Source organism: Clostridium hydrogeniformans DSM 21757 (genome assembly GCF_000686705.1).
Taxonomy (GTDB): domain Bacteria; phylum Bacillota; class Clostridia; order Clostridiales; family Clostridiaceae; genus Clostridium_Z; species Clostridium_Z hydrogeniformans.
The window spans coordinates 233,525-250,804 of the sequence record NZ_JMLJ01000008.1 but is presented as its reverse complement, the minus strand read 5'-3'; the positions used below and the strand labels follow the sequence as shown (position 1 = coordinate 250,804).

Sequence of the window (17,280 nt, the reverse complement as noted above, 5' to 3'; positions counted from 1 at the left end):
AAATGCGGAGCGCCATCTGCTACCAGATGATCGTATTCTTTTTAAACCGATTATATTAATATCAAAACCACATTCTGAAAATATATCTCTCGGGAATTTACCCTTTTCATTTTCGGCGATAAACAGTCTTTTAAACTCATCAGTGTATGTAATTCCTTTTTCGCTAACATTTTTAACATATTTATTATTAGAAAGTATTTCTATCTCTTCTTTTGAAAATAATTTCTCACTCATCTCTATTCACTCCTAACTTTATAATTCTATTATAAATATAAAAACCCTATAGAATAGACTTTTTTTTATCATGTCTACTCTATAGGGTATATTTTACTTTAAAACGTTCTCCTAACTTTTATTTATATCTTTTAACTAAAATACTATTTTATACATACTTTGAAATATCCAATTTAAAACTATTAATATTAAAAGGCTAATTCTATTATAACATTTCAATAAAAGCAGCTATTCTTGTTTTTAACTGTCCCATATCTGAAGGAGAGTAATTAGTTTCTATATTCAAATAAGGTACTCCCTTACTATTAGTCCTCTCCTTTACATTAAAGGTTTCTATGGCATAAGTATGACAAGCTTGAAGGGTTATGTCTATAACTCCATCTATTTTATATTCATCAATAAGCTTTTCTATTAAATCCAATCTTCCATCATTAGGTGACATTACAGAACAAGGCACAGATAAGTATTTTTCTGTTAATGCATCTATAGGATTTATATCCTCCCTAACTAAGGTCATTTTTTCTTTAACCCCGCCACAGTTCTCATAGCAAACTACAACTCCACCATTTTCTTCTATGGATTTAACTACTTTATCTGCTACTCCTCCACTTGGGCATCCTGTTATAAGTATTCTAGCTGCTGATTTAGGGACTGGTTTGTTTCCTTCCTCATATTTATCTCTTATGGCTTTAGTTAAAGATTTTAAGTTAACTATTCCTTCTTTTCTATCAAGGCTATAGCTAATACCCTCTAATACCTTTTGCATATCATAGCCCCATAGAGGCGGAGGACAAAGCTTTCCTAGGGAATAAAATTCCTCAGCTGCTCTTCTTTCCTCATTTTTTATTTTTATGGATTCCTTAATTTTTTCTTCTGTTATTTCTACTTGAAAATCATTTTCTAGTCTTTCCTTTAATTTTAAAATCTCACTTTTCCACATATTAAAGGATTCCTCTCCAATACTACTTGGAGGAAGTTGCATAACATGGGTATTTTTTATTCTTCCTAAAAGTTCAAACATCTTCTTCTTACCATCACAAGTGGTTTCCCCTACTATTAAATCTGAAAAATATATGTAAGGGCATTTATTAGTTATAGCAAAACCATAGCTAGATTTTATTAATGGACATAGGTTCTTTGGAAGATGAGCTTCTGCATCTTCTGTAGTTTCATCACTTACCCCACATACTGATACCCCTATAGCTCCTGCTGCGTCCATAAGCTCCCAAGGAGTAAAGGTACAAAAGGTACCTACCACCTTATATCCCTTATCCTTAAATTCCTTAACCTTTACAAACCCATTTTTTCTTGCATCACTAAATTCTTCAAATGCCTTTGGCATATTTTCCATTTTACTTCCCCCTGTCATATTTATAAGATTAGTTTTTCATAATTAATTTTATACTATCTTTATTTATAATATAGAAGTATTAACTCTAAGATAAAGAGTATTAAGATATAGGTTTATTTTCCTTATAACCTAAGAGATTTTCTCCACCCTGGAAATAATCTCTCCCTTCTACATTACTTCAATCCTTTTGCTACTATTGCAGCTCCTATGGCACCAGCATAACGACCATGTTCTCCACTATGTACCTTTGCTCCTAGTTTTTTCTCTAGCATAGATATGAGGTTACTATTACCACAAAGTCCCCCAGTTAAATAATATGTATTACTACTTCCATGCTTTGTGCAAAGAGATTTAACCTTTGATGCTATAGAATCAAGTACTGCATAAGCTATATCCTCTTTTTTAGTTCCCCTTCCTATAAGGCTTATAACCTCTGATTCTGCAAACACTGTACACATGGAGCTTATGGTAACTTCTTGTCCACTTTTAGCTAGTTCACTAAGTTCTTCTAAGGTTACTCCTAAGGTATTTGCCATAATCTCTAAAAATCTTCCTGTACCTGCTGAGCACTTATCATTCATTATAAAATCTTTTACCATGCCATCTTCTAAGGTTATAACCTTAGTATCTTGTCCACCAATATCTAAAACAGTACATTTATCCTTAAATAAGTAAGCTGCTCCCTTTCCATGACAGGTTATTTCTGTAACAACTTTATCTGCATAAGGTACTGAAACCCTACCATAGCCTGTAGCTACAATTTTGCTATTTTCATCATTTATCCCTTTTTCTAAAAGCCTTGTCTTAATTTCATTGGCAGTTTCTACACTGCTCCACCCTGTTGGTCTTACATAAAAATCTATTATTTCATCATCTTTAAAAACCACTACTTTTGATCCTGTAGAGCCTATATCAATTCCCACATAATACATAATAACTAACCCCTTTTCTTTTGATATACTACATTAATTCTAATGTAAATAAGCTATATTAAAAATATATATTACATATTCAAATAAGTAATCCTTTACCTATTGCAATTATTAATTACATCATAAAGTATACCCTGTTGCTAGATTTTTCTTAGCCACAGGGTATTTTTTAATTCTTTATTTTATTTTTATTAATTATATATAGCCAATATTCTATATTGGCTATATAATTTTTCTTAGTTCCTCACACTTATATTCCTTTATCTGTTTTTCATGAGTATCTGGATTTACTGTAGAAATTCTTACATCATTTCCTTTTATTTTTAGAACCTTTCCCTTTATTTTTGTTCCTATTACATTGACAGGATTATTAAGTTCAAGTTCTTTTATGTTAGACTCATTACAATATGGACATATGTTCTCTCTTTGAAAAATCCTTCTACAGGTTAAGCAATAAACTAAATTATTCATCTTTAACTCCCCCTAATAAAATTCATATATTATAGAGTATATTTTACTTAAGAGAAATAAATTACTTAATTTTATAAAAAGATAAATTTTTACATTATACTCAGAATTAAAGAGTATTTAAGTATCAATTTTTACTATATTCAATAAAAATAGGCTTAATACTAAGTTTTTTAGTATTAAGCCTATTCTTTAAAATAATACTCTCTTATCTTCTAATCTTTTAGTTAGTTTTATAGAATCAAAATGTTCAAATAAGGATACTACATACTTTCTAGAGGAATTTAATATATCTCGCCCGTCTGCTGGAGTTATTCCCCCATTTTTATTTATGAAGTCCTTAACTAAATCCTTAGCCTTTTCATAGTGATTCTTAGTAAATACTATATCATCTGCAAGCCTTATAAGCTCCCCATTATCTATTAAAGAATCATAAACCATTTTAAAGGATTTTTTATCTTTTTCAAATTTACCTAAATCCTCATACTTTGGAGGTGTGTATCCCCCCTTTTCAAAGGCATTAATTATTCTATTCTTTATTTCCTTTTGTTCTTTAGTGTACTTTATTTCAAAGGTATAGAAAGCTATAAGATTATTTTCTTGCTTTATTACTTCCCTGTCTTGAAGAACCTTTAAAATATCATCATAATTCTTTTGCTTAAGACTTTTACCAAAAATCTTATTTTTAATTTCTTCCTTAGCCATACCGTATTTCAAAGGATTTTCCTTATGGTATGCATTTAAAACTAATTCTAAATCCTCACTCTTTTTCTTTATAAAAGATTTATGTAAATACACACTTTTATCTAGAGAAGTTAATTCTATTACTAATCCTTCTTCCACAAGAGCTTTTAACTTATCTTCTATGCCTTCTTCATTCTTTCCTAAGGCCTTTATTATATCAAAGGAAGTTGAGAAGGTATCACTTATATTTTTAATTGTGTTCTCTATTATACTTCCTGCTTCTCCACTTTCTTTTATTTTAAGTTCTTCTAAGTACTTTTCATTAAATCTCTTAGCCTTTTTAGCCTTAGGTTCTATTATATTACCTCCAGCTATAGTATACATTGGAGAATAGGTTCTAAGAACATACCTATCATTTCTTTGAGCAGTTAAAGGTGCCTCTAATCTAAGCTGAACGTAAGCTTCTTCCCCTGGCTTTATTTCTTCCTTGTCTAATATCACAATTCTACAAAGGATTTCTGAGGTTCCATGATATAATCTTAGTCTTTGTCTATTTTCTATAGATTTATCTGCATTTTTAATGTGATAAATCTTAGAATCTATAATCATAGATGGTTCCATAACATGCTCTATGGAAACCACATCTCCTCTTTCTACATCATCTTTTTTAACCCCTGAAATATTTAGGGCACACCTTTGACCTGCTTCTGCAAAAGGCACATTTTCCTCATGAACCTGTATGGTTCTAATTTTACCTTGTGCCATTGAAGGATATAAGGTTACCATATCTCCTTCTTTAACCTTACCACTTATTATAGTTCCTGTTACAACGGTTCCAAAACCACTTACAGAGAATACCCTATCTACTGGCAATCTAAAATGCCCTTCTGTATCCTTACCTTCTACTTCTTCTGTTGCCTCGTCTAAGGTATTTATAAGCTCATCCATACCCATTTTAGTTTTAGAAGACACAGGTATTATAGGAGAATTTTCAAGGAAGGTTCCTTTAAACCTTTCTTTTACTTCTTCTTTCATCATGTCCAGCCATTCTTCATCTACAAGATCTGCCTTAGTTAAGGCTACAATACCTTTTTTTACATTTAAAAGCTGAAGAATTTCAAAGTGCTCCTCTGTTTGAGGCATTATTCCTTCATCAGCAGCTATTACAAGTATTACTATATCTACTGAGGATACTCCAGCTAGCATATTCTTTACAAACTTTTCATGACCAGGTACATCGATTATTCCTGCTCTTCTTTTTGAAGGAAGATCAAAGAAAGTAAATCCAAGGTTTATAGATATTCCTCTATCCTTTTCCTCTCTTAATGTATCTGTCTCTCTACCTGTTAAGGCTTTAATAAGAGTAGTCTTACCATGATCTATATGACCTGCCGTACCTACAATAACATGTTTCATGCTTACTCCTCTCCAATCCCTTTAAATGCTTCTCCTATTATGTCATAATCCTTTTCAAGCAAGGTTCTAACATCAATTATAACCTCACCCTTTCCTACCCTTACTATTATAGGAATCTCATAGGCTCTTAAATAATTTTCTATTTGTACTAAAGAAAGCTTAGTACTTTTTATTTTAAGAACTACAGTATCCATAGTTTCAGTAGGCATAGATCCGCCTCCTACCATAGAATAATCTTCTGAGATTTTAACTTCTAAATGATTAGGCGCATCCTTTAATTTTCTTTTAAGTCTCTGTGCTCTCTTTTTTAATTCTTCCGTGCTTAGGAGCATCATACTTAATGTAGGAACTTTTTTAACTGCCTCTTTTTCATCTAAATATGTTCTTAAAGTTGCCTCAAGAGCAGCAATTCTCATCTTATCTATTCTAAGTGCTCTTGTTAGTTGGTTCTTCTTTATTCTATCTATATACTCTTTTTTTCCTACTATGATTCCTGCCTGAGGACCTCCCAGCATCTTATCTCCACTAAAGGTTACAACATCTGCACCCTTTCTCACACTTTCTTGTACTGTAGGCTCATATATAAAACCATATTTAGAAAGATCCACTAAAACTCCACTTCCTAAATCATCAACTACAGGCACATTATATTTTTCCCCAAGAGACACCATATCCTCAAGAGGAACTTCCTCAGTAAATCCCATAATCTTAAAGTTAGAAGTATGAACCTTAAGGAGCACCCCTGTATTTTCACTTATATTATCTTCATAATCATAAAGATGAGTTCTATTTGTAGTTCCCACCTCTACTAACTTAGCTTTAGAAAATTTCATAACCTCTGGAACTCTAAAAGAACCACCGATTTCAACTAGCTGTCCCCTTGAAACTATGGCTTCCTTTTCTTCGCATAAGGTATTTAGAGCAAGCATAACAGCAGCAGCATTATTGTTTACAACTACTGCTCCTTCTGCTCCTGTTATTTTCTTTAAAAGATCCTCTATATGACTATATCTTGATCCTCGTGCTCCCTTTTCAATATCATACTCTAAATTATTATAGCTCTCACTAACCATGGCCATGCTCTCCACTGCTTCTTTAGAAAGTAGTGATCTTCCAAGGTTAGTATGAATTACAATTCCTGCTCCATTTATAACTCTTTTTAATCTTGGTTTAGATTTTTTAGTGATTATTCCTAAAGAATAATTTATAACTTCTTCTTTCTCAAAGCTATTTATTTCATCCTTTAGAATTTTATTTCTATAGAATTCTATACCTTCTCTTAGAGAATCTACAACTATTGCTCTACCATGAGCTTCAATTAACTCATTTATGTCTTCTCTTAAAAGAACTTCATCAACCTTTGGAAGTTTTCTAAGTAACTCTCTATTCATTGACTTTCCTCCCTAATTACTCCACAACTATATACTTTTCACCCTTTTCTATAACCTCTCCAATTATTGCACATGGAAGATCTAACGTTTTAAGTCTTTCCATTATAATATCTCCCTCTTCTTTAGAAGCACTTATTAAAAGTCCTCCTGAAGTTTGAGGGTCAAATAATATATCTTCCATCCAAGTCTCTACATTTTTAAGTTCATACTTTCCATCTAAATAAGCCCTATTATTGTAGCTACCTTCTGGAACAAGTCCCATTTCTGCATACTCTTTTGCTTCTTTTATATATGGTATTGAATCCTTATATAACTTTAGGGTTACATCTGAACCACTTGCCATTTCATATCCATGTCCCATTATTCCAAACCCTGTAATATCTGTACATGCAGTAATATTATGTTCCATTATTATTTCTCCTGCATATTTATTAAGGGTTGTCATTACTTTAACAGCCGTATCATAGGCCTCTTTAGATGCAATTTCTCCCTTTATAGCAGTGTTTAATATTCCTGTTCCTAAAGGTTTTGTAAGAATAAGCACATCAGAAATCTCACATCCATAGTTCTTTAAAACCTTATCTGGATGTACAATACCTGTTACAGATAATCCATACTTAGGCTCATCATCTTGAACAGAGTGTCCCCCTACAACAACTGCCCCTGATTCTATAACTTTATCGGCTCCACCTTTAAGTATTTCTCCTAAAATCTCTATGTCTAAACAATTTGGAAAACATACTATATTAAGAGCTACCACTGGTTTTCCACCCATGGCATATATATCACTTAAAGAATTTGCTGCTGCAATCTGTCCAAAAGTATATGGATCATCTACCACTGGTGTAAAAAAGTCTAAGGTTTGTATAGTTGCTATATCATCACTTAATTTATATACTGCTGCATCATCACTTGTTTCAATTCCAACAATTAAATTATCATTTCTCATTTTAGGTAACTTATCTAATATTTTTGAAAGGGTCTCCGGCCCTATTTTTGCTGCTCATCCTGAGGTTTTTGTCATTTCTGTTAACTTTTTAATCATATGTTTCACCTCTATTCCTTTATTCTCTCTCAATTATATCTTATTTTATAAAATTTTAAAAGAAGATGTAGATTTATAGAATATAGGATTATATAGAGTTTTAACTCAAAACTTATTTTATATATGGTTTTAAGTTTTAAAGTTAATTTATACATATTCCTAAAGTAAGATAAATAAGGTATATTTTTAATGAATAAGTAAAGGACTCATCTTAAAACCCTATATAAGGATTTAACTTAGATCTTAACTCATTTTCCATCCTAATACTTTACTATTCCACTAGGGTGCCTCTATCTTCTCTTTTAAATTATTAAACTTACTCTCCCCAATACCAGAAACCTTCTTTATATCTTCAATGGATTTAAAACCTCCATTATTATCTCTCCACGCTATAATTTTATCTGCTGTGGCAGCTCCAACTCCTGGCAGTTTTAAAAGTTCTTCCTTAGTGGCAGAATTAAGATTAACCTTTCCATCACTAGAATTACTTCCTCCAGAGGCTGAAACCATAGCACCCTTCACCTTATCCTCTCCCTTTATGGGTATCCTATAAGCACTATTATCCCTAAGTTTTTCTGCTTGGTTAATATTATCTATAGTCCCATCTTCACTAATCCCCTGTGCTTCATATATTAAATCCTTTAGTATGGAGTCTTTATCCATGATATATACCCCTGGTTTTTTGACTGCCCCTTTAATTTCTACTGTTATTTTCCCTCCCTTAGAAACCTTTTTTTCTTCTTTTTCCTTAGGCGGATTCTCTAATTTTTCTACAAAAATATCTTCTTCCTTAAATACATTACCCTTAGAGGTATCTACATATCCATCTATAAATTTATATATTAGGATCGATGAAAAAATCACCAGTATTAAAGCTGCCCCTATTATTTTCTCTTTCTTTTTCATATATGGTATTCCTTTCATAATTTATTAATTTTTATTCATAATTATTGCCAATTTTCCAAATTTTTATATCGAAAAAATAAAGATTTTCTGCTATAATAATTTAGATAATATTAAAAGATTCAATGTATTTGTATTTTTTAATATTATTTTTAATTACTTTGGTTTGGGTTAATAAATTTACTATTTGTTTAGGAGGGATTATGAAAACATTTAAATTGTTCACTTTAAGTTTGATTTCTTTTATTTTTATGAATATAAATTTTAGTAGTAATGCTCTAGCTAAAACACCATCTCCAGAAGTAGAAGGTGCAGGAGTAGTTCTTATGGAAGCAACTACAGGAGAGGTTTTGTTTGACAAGGATATGGATAAACCCCTTCCTCCTGCTTCCACTACAAAAATATTAACTGCTCTTATAACCCTAGAGAAAAGATCATTAAATCAAAAGGTTATTATAGGTAAAACTCCTCCCACAGCTGACGGAACAGCCCTTGGTCTTGTAGAGGGAGAAGACGTTACTGTTGAATCCCTGCTTAATGCTTTACTTATAGGATCTTGTAATGATGCCGCTGTTGCCTTAGCAGAAAACATATCTGGTTCTGTAGAAGAGTTCTCAAAGCTTATGAATAAGCGGGCTAAAGAGCTTGGAGCCACCAATTCAAACTTTGTAAACCCTAATGGCTTATATGATAAGAACCATTACACTTCTGCAAGAGATTTAGCTCTTATAATGAGAGAAGCTATTAAGAATCCTAAGTTTCTTGAAATAAGTGAAAAACCTTTTTATATATTTAAGGGAACAAATAAATATGATAAAGATAGATGGGTAAATAACAGAGTATCTTTATTGTTTGAGAAAAATCCATTATATTATAAGGAATATATTGCAGGAAAAACTGGATACACCGTTGAGGCTAAGCATAGTTTTGTAAGTGCTGCAAAAAAAGATAATCTAACCCTTGTTTCAGCTATAGTACATACTGATAATAAAAATGAATATTTTAAAGATGCTATAAACTTATTTAATTATGGATTTGATAACTTTACTATTTCAAAGCTTATAAATAAAGGTGATAATTTAGGTAACGAAACCTTATATGAAACCTCTATACCATTAATTAGTAGGGAAGATTTCTATTATGTAAAAAATAAAAATTTAATGGATTCTCCCAAAATAGAAATTAATTCTAAAGATCTAAAGAAAATAAATTTTGTAAAAAATGATGTGATTTCTGAGGCTACTATATCCCTTAATAATAAAGTTATTGGAAAGTTACCTCTTCTTAGTGGAGAAGATAAACCAAAAACTATTATTTCTACTTATAATGATAAATACAATAATTTATTTTATATTATTCCAGGTTCTATCTTACTTGTGATAATATTAACTTTTATAATAAGATTTAATAAAATTAAGAGAAAATTCTTAGCTAAAAGAAGATATAAAAAATTTAAAAGAGGCTAAGCCTTATCCCCTAGAATTCTAGGGGATATATTTGTATATAGTGATTTAATTAATAAATTGCCAGTTTTTCCGTATAATATTATACTTTTTTTATTGACAAAGGGGTTTTATGATGATATTATTAAAAACAATAAAATACAAACTATCTAAAAGGAGAATATTATGAATAAGTATTTAAATTCTAATTATTCACAACTTAATATTAATAACTTTTACTTTAGCCACTTTAGATAGAGTTTGTATTTATGATTTCGTCATAGATACAAGCTTTATCAAAAGTTTGTATCTATGTTGGCTAAGGTCTAATTATGATTTTTAAAAGCCACATGGATAACCTATGTGGCTTTACTTATATAAAATTTTAAGCCACATAGAAGATTCTATGTGGCTTTTTCTATATATTAAATAAATAGGAGTGATAAAATGAGTTCAAGAGAAAAATTTTCAGGAAAATTAGGTTTTGTGCTGTCTTGTATTGGAGCAGCTGTAGGTCTTGGGAACATATGGATGTTTCCTTATAGAATAGGAGAAAATGGTGGTGCTGCCTTTCTTATTCCTTATTTATTCTTTGTATTTGTTTTTGGTACTACTGGGTTTTTAACTGAAGTTTCCTTTGGTCGTGCTCTAGGTACAGGATCTTTTACTGGAATAAGAAAGGTTTTTAAAGATAAAAATCTTAAAGGATATAAAATTATTTCCTTAATTCCTACCCTAGCTTTATTTGGAATATTAGTATTTTATAATGTTGTAGTTGGATGGATATTAAAATATTTTTATTTAAGCTTAACTGGAGACATCTTAACTTTAAGTCCTACTGAAGCCTTCCAAAGCTTTGTTGCTACTAAAGAAACTATATTTTGGAATGGTTTAGCTATTATTTTAACATTAAGTATTGTTATTTTTGGTATATCAAAAGGAATTGAAAAATTAAACAAAATAATTATGCCTGCTTTATTTATAATATTTATACTTCTTACAATAAATTCCCTATCCCTTCCTGGAGCTTCTAAAGGAGTTAGTTATCTTTTTAATCCAAGATGGGAATATCTATTAGATGTTAAAACATGGGTAATGGCACTAGGACAGGCTTTCTTTACTATTTCTCTTACTGGATGTGCCTTAGTGGTGTATGGTAGTTATTTAAATAAGGACATAAATCTTATTTCCTCTACTTTAAATACTGCAGTATTTACTACTCTCTCTGCTGTACTTGCATCCTTGGTTATAATACCTGCAGTATTTGCTTTTGACTTAGATATAGCAGCTGGGCCATCCCTACTTTTCATAACTGTTCCTGCCATGTTTAAATCTATGGCCTTTGGTAGAATAGTAAGTATAGTATTTTTCCTAAGTGTAATATTTGCAGCTATATCTTCTTCAGTGGTTATGCTTGAAGGTCCTGTAGAAGCTGTTATCTCTCATTTTAATTGGTCTAGAAAGAAATCTACAATTATTGTTGCCCTAACAGGATTTATACTATCTCTTCCTCTTAATTTAAGTATGAATGCTTTTTCAAAGTTCTCAGACTTTATAACTATATTCCTAGCTCCTTTAGGTATTCTTATAGTAGCTATTATTTTCTATTGGATATATGGTTATAACAATGCCATGGATGAAATAAAACTTGGAGCTAAGAAGTCTCCTGGTAAATATTATTACTATCTATCTAAGTACCTATTTCCTATAGTTACTTTTATAGTAATTATTCTAGGATTTATATATGGCGGAATAGGCTAGCTTTTATCTAAATACAATAATGAACTATAAGCTTTGTCCTGTAAAAGGTACTATGAATTTTTATATTCATAGTACCTTTTCTATAGGGAAGATAAAATTTTCTTTGCTATCACAATATTCATTCTTTCATACTTTTTAACTTAATAGAATAATATTTTATATTACGCTATATTCTAGAAGAATTTTTTAACTTTTTTCTATCATATTTTAAAGAAAAATCTTTATAAATGTAACCTTCATTAATATTTTTAGTCTTAAAATTACTCTAATACCTCACCGCGTATTAATACCCTACCATTGTCAGGACATTTGGCTTCAAACCTCTTCTCCTTACTGTTTCCATAGTCTAAAATCCCTCCATTTAATAGAACACATACATTTGGATAAATATTATTCCATAATTCATGACATATAGGTGGACAAATATCTTCTACAATGTAAGATTCACCTTTCCTATGATATCCACTTCTGCAGCGGCTCTCAACAATTGTTAATTTCACTTTAGGCATTTTAACGCCTCCCATAAAATCTCTAACATTAAAACTCTATAATAACTTTAAATCTCTTTCAATGTATTTATTAAATCCTCCATGTCCCTCGGAAGTTTTGAAGTAAGTTTTATAATTTCTCCAGTCCTTGGATGAGGAAATTCTAAACCATAGGCATGAAGACCTTGTCTTTCAATTAAGTTACTATCATCTTCATATCCATAAAGTGTATCTCCATATATGGGACAATTTAAATGGCTTAAATGTACTCTTATTTGATGGGTTCTTCCTGTTTCTAATACAAGCTTTACTAATGATGAATCCTTAAATTCTTCCTCCACAGTATAATGAGTTATGCTTCTTTGCCCTCTAGTATCCACTACTCTTTTTATACTTTCTTCCCCATCCCTATAAATAGGTAAATCAATAGTTCCTGAAGATTTCTTTAATTTTCCGTGGACTAAAGCTAAGTATATTTTCTTAAAGTCCTCACTTTTCATATCTCTAGATAAGGCCATATGGGCATATTGATTTTTTCCTATTATTATAAGTCCTGATGTATTCATATCTAATCTACTTACAAGCCTTACAATACAGTTCTCATTATTCTCTCTAAAATGCCCAAGAACTCCATTAGCTAATGTACCAGTTCTATGACTTTTAGTAGGATGAACTACCATAAATGGAGCTTTGTTTATTACAATTAAATCTTCATCCTCATAAACTATATCAAGATCTATTTTTTCAGGTATTATATCTTGATTTTCTTCTTTAGATAATATTATATCTATCTTATCATTTTCTTTAACTACATGATTAAGCTTAACTGCCTTACCATTTACTAATATCCTTTTATCTAAGGCTGCCCCCCTTATAAGTCTTGTAGAAAGCTTAAGTTCTTCCTTTAAATATTCTCTTATTTTTTTATTATTAAATTCCCCACTTACTCTTCTTTCAAGTTTACTCATGGTCTTCTCCTCTTAGTGTTAATTTTTCTTATAATCTTTTCCTAGTATTACTATTATATCAAAATTTCCATTATCCCCATCTAAAAATTCTATATTTTCGATATTAAAATCTTTTTTTATTAAAAGTTCTAATTCCTTATTTTCTGTTCCCTTTACTATAACTTTACTTTTGTTTATTGGCTTAGTGTTACCTGTAGTTATATGATCATAACCATTATCTTTTAGAAGTTTTGAATAGCTTGATGCAAGTCCATTTATATTAGTGCCATTTAATATTTCTATATTAAGATTCTTTTTTGTGTCTTTATCTTTTGAAAGCTCATTATTTTCCCCATTAAGAATTGATAATACTTCTTTGTTTTTCTTTTTATCATATAAAAAATAAGACAATCCCTTTATATATTCGCTATCTCCTTTTAGGGTATATTGAGTGAAGTTTTCTCTATTCATTTTTACAAAATTCATTCCATAGTTCAATATATCATCACCATTAAGGTTAGTTTCTACATATTTAGGAATTACATCAAGAATTTTTCCAACCTTAGTTACAATAGCAGGAGAAGTTACCTTTTCCATGACTTTAGACATTAATTTGTGTTGATTTTCTATTCTTCCAATATCTCCATCTGCAAATCCTGTACCATCATTATTTTTTCTCCATCTAAAAAACTCTTCTGCTTTTTTCCCATCTAAAGTTACTTTCTCTCCCTTTTTAAACCTTATATGTAGGTTTTGGGTATTATCATCGTATATCATATCTCTATCTATTTCCATCTCAATACCGCCAATGGCATCTATAAAGCTCCTAAAGCCTTCATAATCTATAGTAACATAATAATTTATTTTAGTATCTAAAAGATTCTCTACAGATTTTATAGCTAAGGAAGGTCCTCCTATGGCATGAGCTGCATTTATCTTCTGGCTTTTACCGTTAATCTCAACATAGGTATCCCTTGGTATAGAAACAAGTGTACATGAATCATTTTTTTTATTATAGTTTACTATCATCATAGTATCACTTCTTTTAGGAACCTTCTTATTGTCTTGACCAGCCTCTCCTATATCTAAGCCTAACAGTAAAACATTTATAGGTTCATCTTTAGAATTTGGTACTAAAGCCTTTATATCATTTTTACTAAATTTACCAATGAAGTTGTAAAAAAAAGTTGCTGAAGTTAATCCAGCTACTAAAATGCAAATTAGCAAAGTAAGTATTACCATAGCCATTTTGTTTTTTTGTTTCTTCTTCTTATTATTTTTCACCTTATGTCCCATAAGCACTCACCTTTATCTATTTATTATTTACAATATAGTTTCTAGCTTCTATGGTTCTTTGGTGTATTAAAAGACCTTTATCTATAATAAATTTTATGGTGTTATCAAAAGCTTTAAGCAAACCTTTATCTAAGTTTTTAAAAGTTATTTCCCTAAGCTCTTCTACTCCAGGAAAATCTCTACTTGGTTCTATATAATCTGCAATATATATTATTTTCTCAAGAAGAGTCATATTTTCTTTTCCTGTGGTATGAAATATAGCTGCATTTAATATATCATCATCCTCTATGCCCATTTTTTCTTTAGCTATTATAGCTCCAACAAGACCATGAAGAAGATGAGGTGAATTTATTTCTACAGAATTTAAGGTATAACCATGGTTTTTACATATGGAAATTAAAGTTTCTCCACTTTCATGTTTAGCTAAATCATGAATTAAAGCTGCATATCTAGATTTAACCTTATCTTCCCCATAAATAGTAGCAAGTTTTTCAGCTGTTTCCATAACACCTATAACATGTATATATCTACTTTCTTTTAAGTTTTCTCTTAAATATCCTTTTATCTGCTCTTCAGTCCACATAAATATGCCTCCTATCTATATAATTTTAATTCTTTTATTATATATTCCACAGAAGGTGGTAATAAGAAGCTTAAGCCCTCTCCATTTTTTATAGCTTTTCGTATATAAGTCGAAGATATGTTCATTTCTAATAGGTGCAAAAATATTATTTCAACATTAAAATCATCTTCTACCTTTTTCTTTTGCTTTAGTATTTCCTCTTCAGTAAAACCTGGCCTATAAAACACTACAAATTTGCATAGGTTAAAAAGTTCATTTATGTTTTTCCACTTATATATATCTATTAGGCAATCTGCCCCTGTTATAAAATATATTTCAGTATCTTTTCCTAAGTCTTCTTTTATATACTCAAGAGTTTCATAAGTATAACTTAATCCTTTTTTAAGGAGTTCAAAATCACTTAGGTAACACTTTTCCTTTTCTCTTATAACAGACTGTATAAGCTCATATCTTAAAACACCATCTAAAATATCCTTATTCTTTTTATGAGGTGGGTTTCCACTAGGCATAAAGATTAACTTATCTAAGGAAAGCCTCTTTATAGCCTCTTCAGCTATATAGAGATGACCATTATGGATGGGATCAAAAGTCCCACCCAAAACTCCAACTTTCATTACTATTTTTTATTTGGCTTTGGTAATTCTATCTTTGGATTCTTCTTTGACATTCTATAAATCACAAATTTATTACCTATTGCCTGAACTCCTTCACATCTTAACTCTTCACATAGGAAATCTGAAGCTTCTCTTGCCTCATATCCACTATTGTTTAAAACTGCTAATTTTATAAGTTCTCTAGCTTCTAAAGCGTCATCTACCTGCTTTAAGAAAGCATCTTCTATGCCATTTTTTCCAACCTGAAATATAGGATCTATTTTGTGAGCTAAGGATCTTAAATAAGCTCTTTGTTTACTAGTTATCATATTTACCTCCATTATAATAAGAATTCAAATTCAAAGTCATTTAACCTTACTAAATCTCCATCTTCTATTCCCATTGCAACTAATTCATCTATTATTCCCTTATTTCTTAAAACCTTATGGAAGTATCTTAAAGAATCTGGATCATTTACATTAACTGCTAATAATAGTCTATCTACAAAAGTACCTTCTATTATATAGACATTATCTTCAACTCTTATTTCATGAGTAAATCTCTTTTCTTCTCTTATAAATCTTTCTTCCTCACTTATTTCAAGATCAGTAACTGGTATTTCTGATAATAATCTTGCAGCCTCCTTAAGAAGTGGCTCAACCCCTTCTCCTGTAGCAGCAGATATTTTAAATATCTTATCATAACCCATCTCACGAACTTTACTTTCAAAGTTTTTAAAGGTTTCTTCATCATATAACATATCACTCTTATTAGCCGCTACTATTTGAGGTCTATCCCAAAGTTTTACGCTATATCTTTTAAGCTCTTCATTTATTTTTATAAAGTCTTCTATTGGATCTCTTCCCTCTATTCCAGATATATCAACAACGTGAATTAATACTCTTGTTCTCTCTATATGTCTTAGGAAGTCTAACCCAAGCCCTACTCCTTCTGCCGCCCCTTCTATAATACCTGGTATATCTGCTATTACAAAAGGAGAAATTCCTCCTAAAGCAACAACTCCAAGATTAGGCTTTAAAGTTGTAAAGTGATAGTTAGCTATCTTAGGCTTAGCCTTTGAAACCTTTGATAATAAAGTAGACTTTCCAACATTAGGGAACCCTAATAATCCTACATCAGCAAGAAGCTTAAGTTCAAGAAGTATATATCCCTCTTCTCCTGGCATACCTGGCTCTGCAAAGTTAGGCGCTTGTCTTGTAGGTGTAGTAAATTTAGCATTTCCTTTTCCACCTTTTCCACCTTTGCAAACCACATATTCATCTCCATTATGAGATAAGTCTGCCATTATTTTCTTACTTTCTTCATCTCTTATGATAGTTCCCATTGGAACCTTTATGTAAAGATTTTCTCCATCTTTACCATAGCATTTAGAACCTGTTCCATCGATTCCTCTTTCAGCAGCATACTTTCTTCTATAAGTGAAGTCTAAAAGTGTAGTCATGTTTTTGTCTGCAACTAAAATAACATCTCCACCGTCTCCACCATCTCCACCATCTGGACCGCCTAAAGGAACATATTTTTCTCTTCTAAAGGAAACAGCACCATGTCCGCCATCTCCTGATTTAACAAATATTTTGGCTGTATCTATAAACATATAATCACCCTCTATGTATTATTCTATTTTTTTCCTTTTTAACCTTCTTATAATAAAAATTTTATAATAAAAAGATATAAAGGTAACCTAGTTATTATTATTATTTCCAAAATTAAAGGTAAAGTTACATA

Annotated in this window: 17 protein-coding genes; 2 read left to right on the top strand and 15 right to left on the bottom strand. The window is 30.6% G+C overall.

Annotation, left to right across the window (positions count from 1 at the left end):
• The 8 genes from BR69_RS0106485 to BR69_RS0106450 form a co-directional block, all read right to left on the bottom strand.
• Positions 1–234: HTH domain-containing protein (locus BR69_RS0106485; RefSeq protein ID WP_027632463.1), on the bottom strand; the 234-nt coding region annotated here is incomplete at its 3' end.
• A gap of 205 nt (positions 235–439) precedes the next feature.
• Positions 440–1,585 (bottom strand): double-cubane-cluster-containing anaerobic reductase, encoded by a 1,146-nt coding sequence (locus BR69_RS0106480; protein ID WP_027632462.1) that lies wholly within the window; start codon positions 1,583–1,585, stop codon positions 440–442.
• Positions 1,586–1,758: 173 nt separating this feature from the next.
• Positions 1,759–2,517, bottom strand: coding sequence for an acyl-CoA dehydratase activase (locus BR69_RS0106475; protein ID WP_027632461.1), 759 nt, complete (start codon positions 2,515–2,517; stop codon positions 1,759–1,761).
• Between the two features lie 222 nt (positions 2,518–2,739).
• Complete coding sequence (locus tag BR69_RS0106470; protein WP_027632460.1) at positions 2,740–2,988, bottom strand: hypothetical protein; 249 nt, start codon at positions 2,986–2,988, stop codon at positions 2,740–2,742.
• Between the two features lie 189 nt (positions 2,989–3,177).
• Complete coding sequence (selB, locus tag BR69_RS0106465; protein ID WP_027632459.1) at positions 3,178–5,085, bottom strand: selenocysteine-specific translation elongation factor; 1,908 nt, start codon at positions 5,083–5,085, stop codon at positions 3,178–3,180.
• Between the two features lie 2 nt (positions 5,086–5,087).
• The gene (selA, locus tag BR69_RS0106460) at positions 5,088–6,476 is read right to left on the bottom strand and encodes an L-seryl-tRNA(Sec) selenium transferase (RefSeq protein ID WP_027632458.1); all 1,389 of its coding nucleotides are present in this window, start codon (positions 6,474–6,476) and stop codon (positions 5,088–5,090) included.
• 16 nt (positions 6,477–6,492) lie between these two features.
• Positions 6,493–7,521 carry a selenide, water dikinase SelD gene (gene selD, locus BR69_RS0106455; RefSeq protein WP_150112251.1) on the bottom strand — a complete coding sequence of 343 codons (1,029 nt, stop codon included), beginning with the start codon at positions 7,519–7,521 and terminating at the stop codon, positions 6,493–6,495.
• 279 nt (positions 7,522–7,800) lie between these two features.
• Positions 7,801–8,427 carry a ComEA family DNA-binding protein gene (locus BR69_RS0106450; protein ID WP_034849450.1) on the bottom strand — a complete coding sequence of 209 codons (627 nt, stop codon included), beginning with the start codon at positions 8,425–8,427 and terminating at the stop codon, positions 7,801–7,803.
• A gap of 200 nt (positions 8,428–8,627) precedes the next feature.
• Here BR69_RS0106450 and BR69_RS0106445 point away from each other — a divergent pair, with 200 nt between their 5' ends.
• Both BR69_RS0106445 and BR69_RS0106440 read left to right on the top strand, forming a co-directional pair.
• On the top strand, positions 8,628–9,890 hold the full coding sequence (locus BR69_RS0106445) for a D-alanyl-D-alanine carboxypeptidase family protein (RefSeq protein ID WP_027632455.1): 1,263 nt from the start codon (positions 8,628–8,630) through the stop codon (positions 9,888–9,890).
• A 423-nt stretch (positions 9,891–10,313) separates the two neighbouring features.
• On the top strand, positions 10,314–11,627 hold the full coding sequence (locus BR69_RS0106440; protein ID WP_027632454.1) for a sodium-dependent transporter: 1,314 nt from the start codon (positions 10,314–10,316) through the stop codon (positions 11,625–11,627).
• Positions 11,628–11,887: 260 nt separating this feature from the next.
• On the opposite strand, the gene BR69_RS0106435 is transcribed toward BR69_RS0106440, so the two are convergent.
• Genes BR69_RS0106435 through obgE form a run of 7 tightly spaced genes read right to left on the bottom strand, consistent with a single transcriptional unit; the run spans position 11,888 to position 17,149 of the window.
• Complete coding sequence (locus BR69_RS0106435; protein ID WP_027632453.1) at positions 11,888–12,136, bottom strand: TIGR04076 family protein; 249 nt, start codon at positions 12,134–12,136, stop codon at positions 11,888–11,890.
• Between the two features lie 47 nt (positions 12,137–12,183).
• The gene (locus BR69_RS0106430; RefSeq protein ID WP_027632452.1) at positions 12,184–13,083 is read right to left on the bottom strand and encodes an RluA family pseudouridine synthase; all 900 of its coding nucleotides are present in this window, start codon (positions 13,081–13,083) and stop codon (positions 12,184–12,186) included.
• An 18-nt stretch (positions 13,084–13,101) separates the two neighbouring features.
• A complete protein-coding gene (locus tag BR69_RS0106425; protein ID WP_027632451.1) occupies positions 13,102–14,358 on the bottom strand; it encodes an LCP family protein in 1,257 nt (418 codons plus the stop codon).
• A 16-nt stretch (positions 14,359–14,374) separates the two neighbouring features.
• Positions 14,375–14,941 carry a bis(5'-nucleosyl)-tetraphosphatase (symmetrical) YqeK gene (yqeK, locus tag BR69_RS0106420; protein ID WP_027632450.1) on the bottom strand — a complete coding sequence of 189 codons (567 nt, stop codon included), beginning with the start codon at positions 14,939–14,941 and terminating at the stop codon, positions 14,375–14,377.
• An 11-nt stretch (positions 14,942–14,952) separates the two neighbouring features.
• Positions 14,953–15,555 carry a nicotinate-nucleotide adenylyltransferase gene (gene nadD / locus BR69_RS0106415; RefSeq protein WP_027632449.1) on the bottom strand — a complete coding sequence of 201 codons (603 nt, stop codon included), beginning with the start codon at positions 15,553–15,555 and terminating at the stop codon, positions 14,953–14,955.
• Positions 15,556–15,557: 2 nt separating this feature from the next.
• A complete protein-coding gene (yhbY, locus tag BR69_RS0106410; RefSeq protein WP_027632448.1) occupies positions 15,558–15,863 on the bottom strand; it encodes a ribosome assembly RNA-binding protein YhbY in 306 nt (101 codons plus the stop codon).
• 11 nt (positions 15,864–15,874) lie between these two features.
• Positions 15,875–17,149, bottom strand: coding sequence for a GTPase ObgE (gene obgE, locus BR69_RS0106405; RefSeq protein ID WP_027632447.1), 1,275 nt, complete (start codon positions 17,147–17,149; stop codon positions 15,875–15,877).
• Positions 17,150–17,280 lie beyond the last annotated feature (131 nt).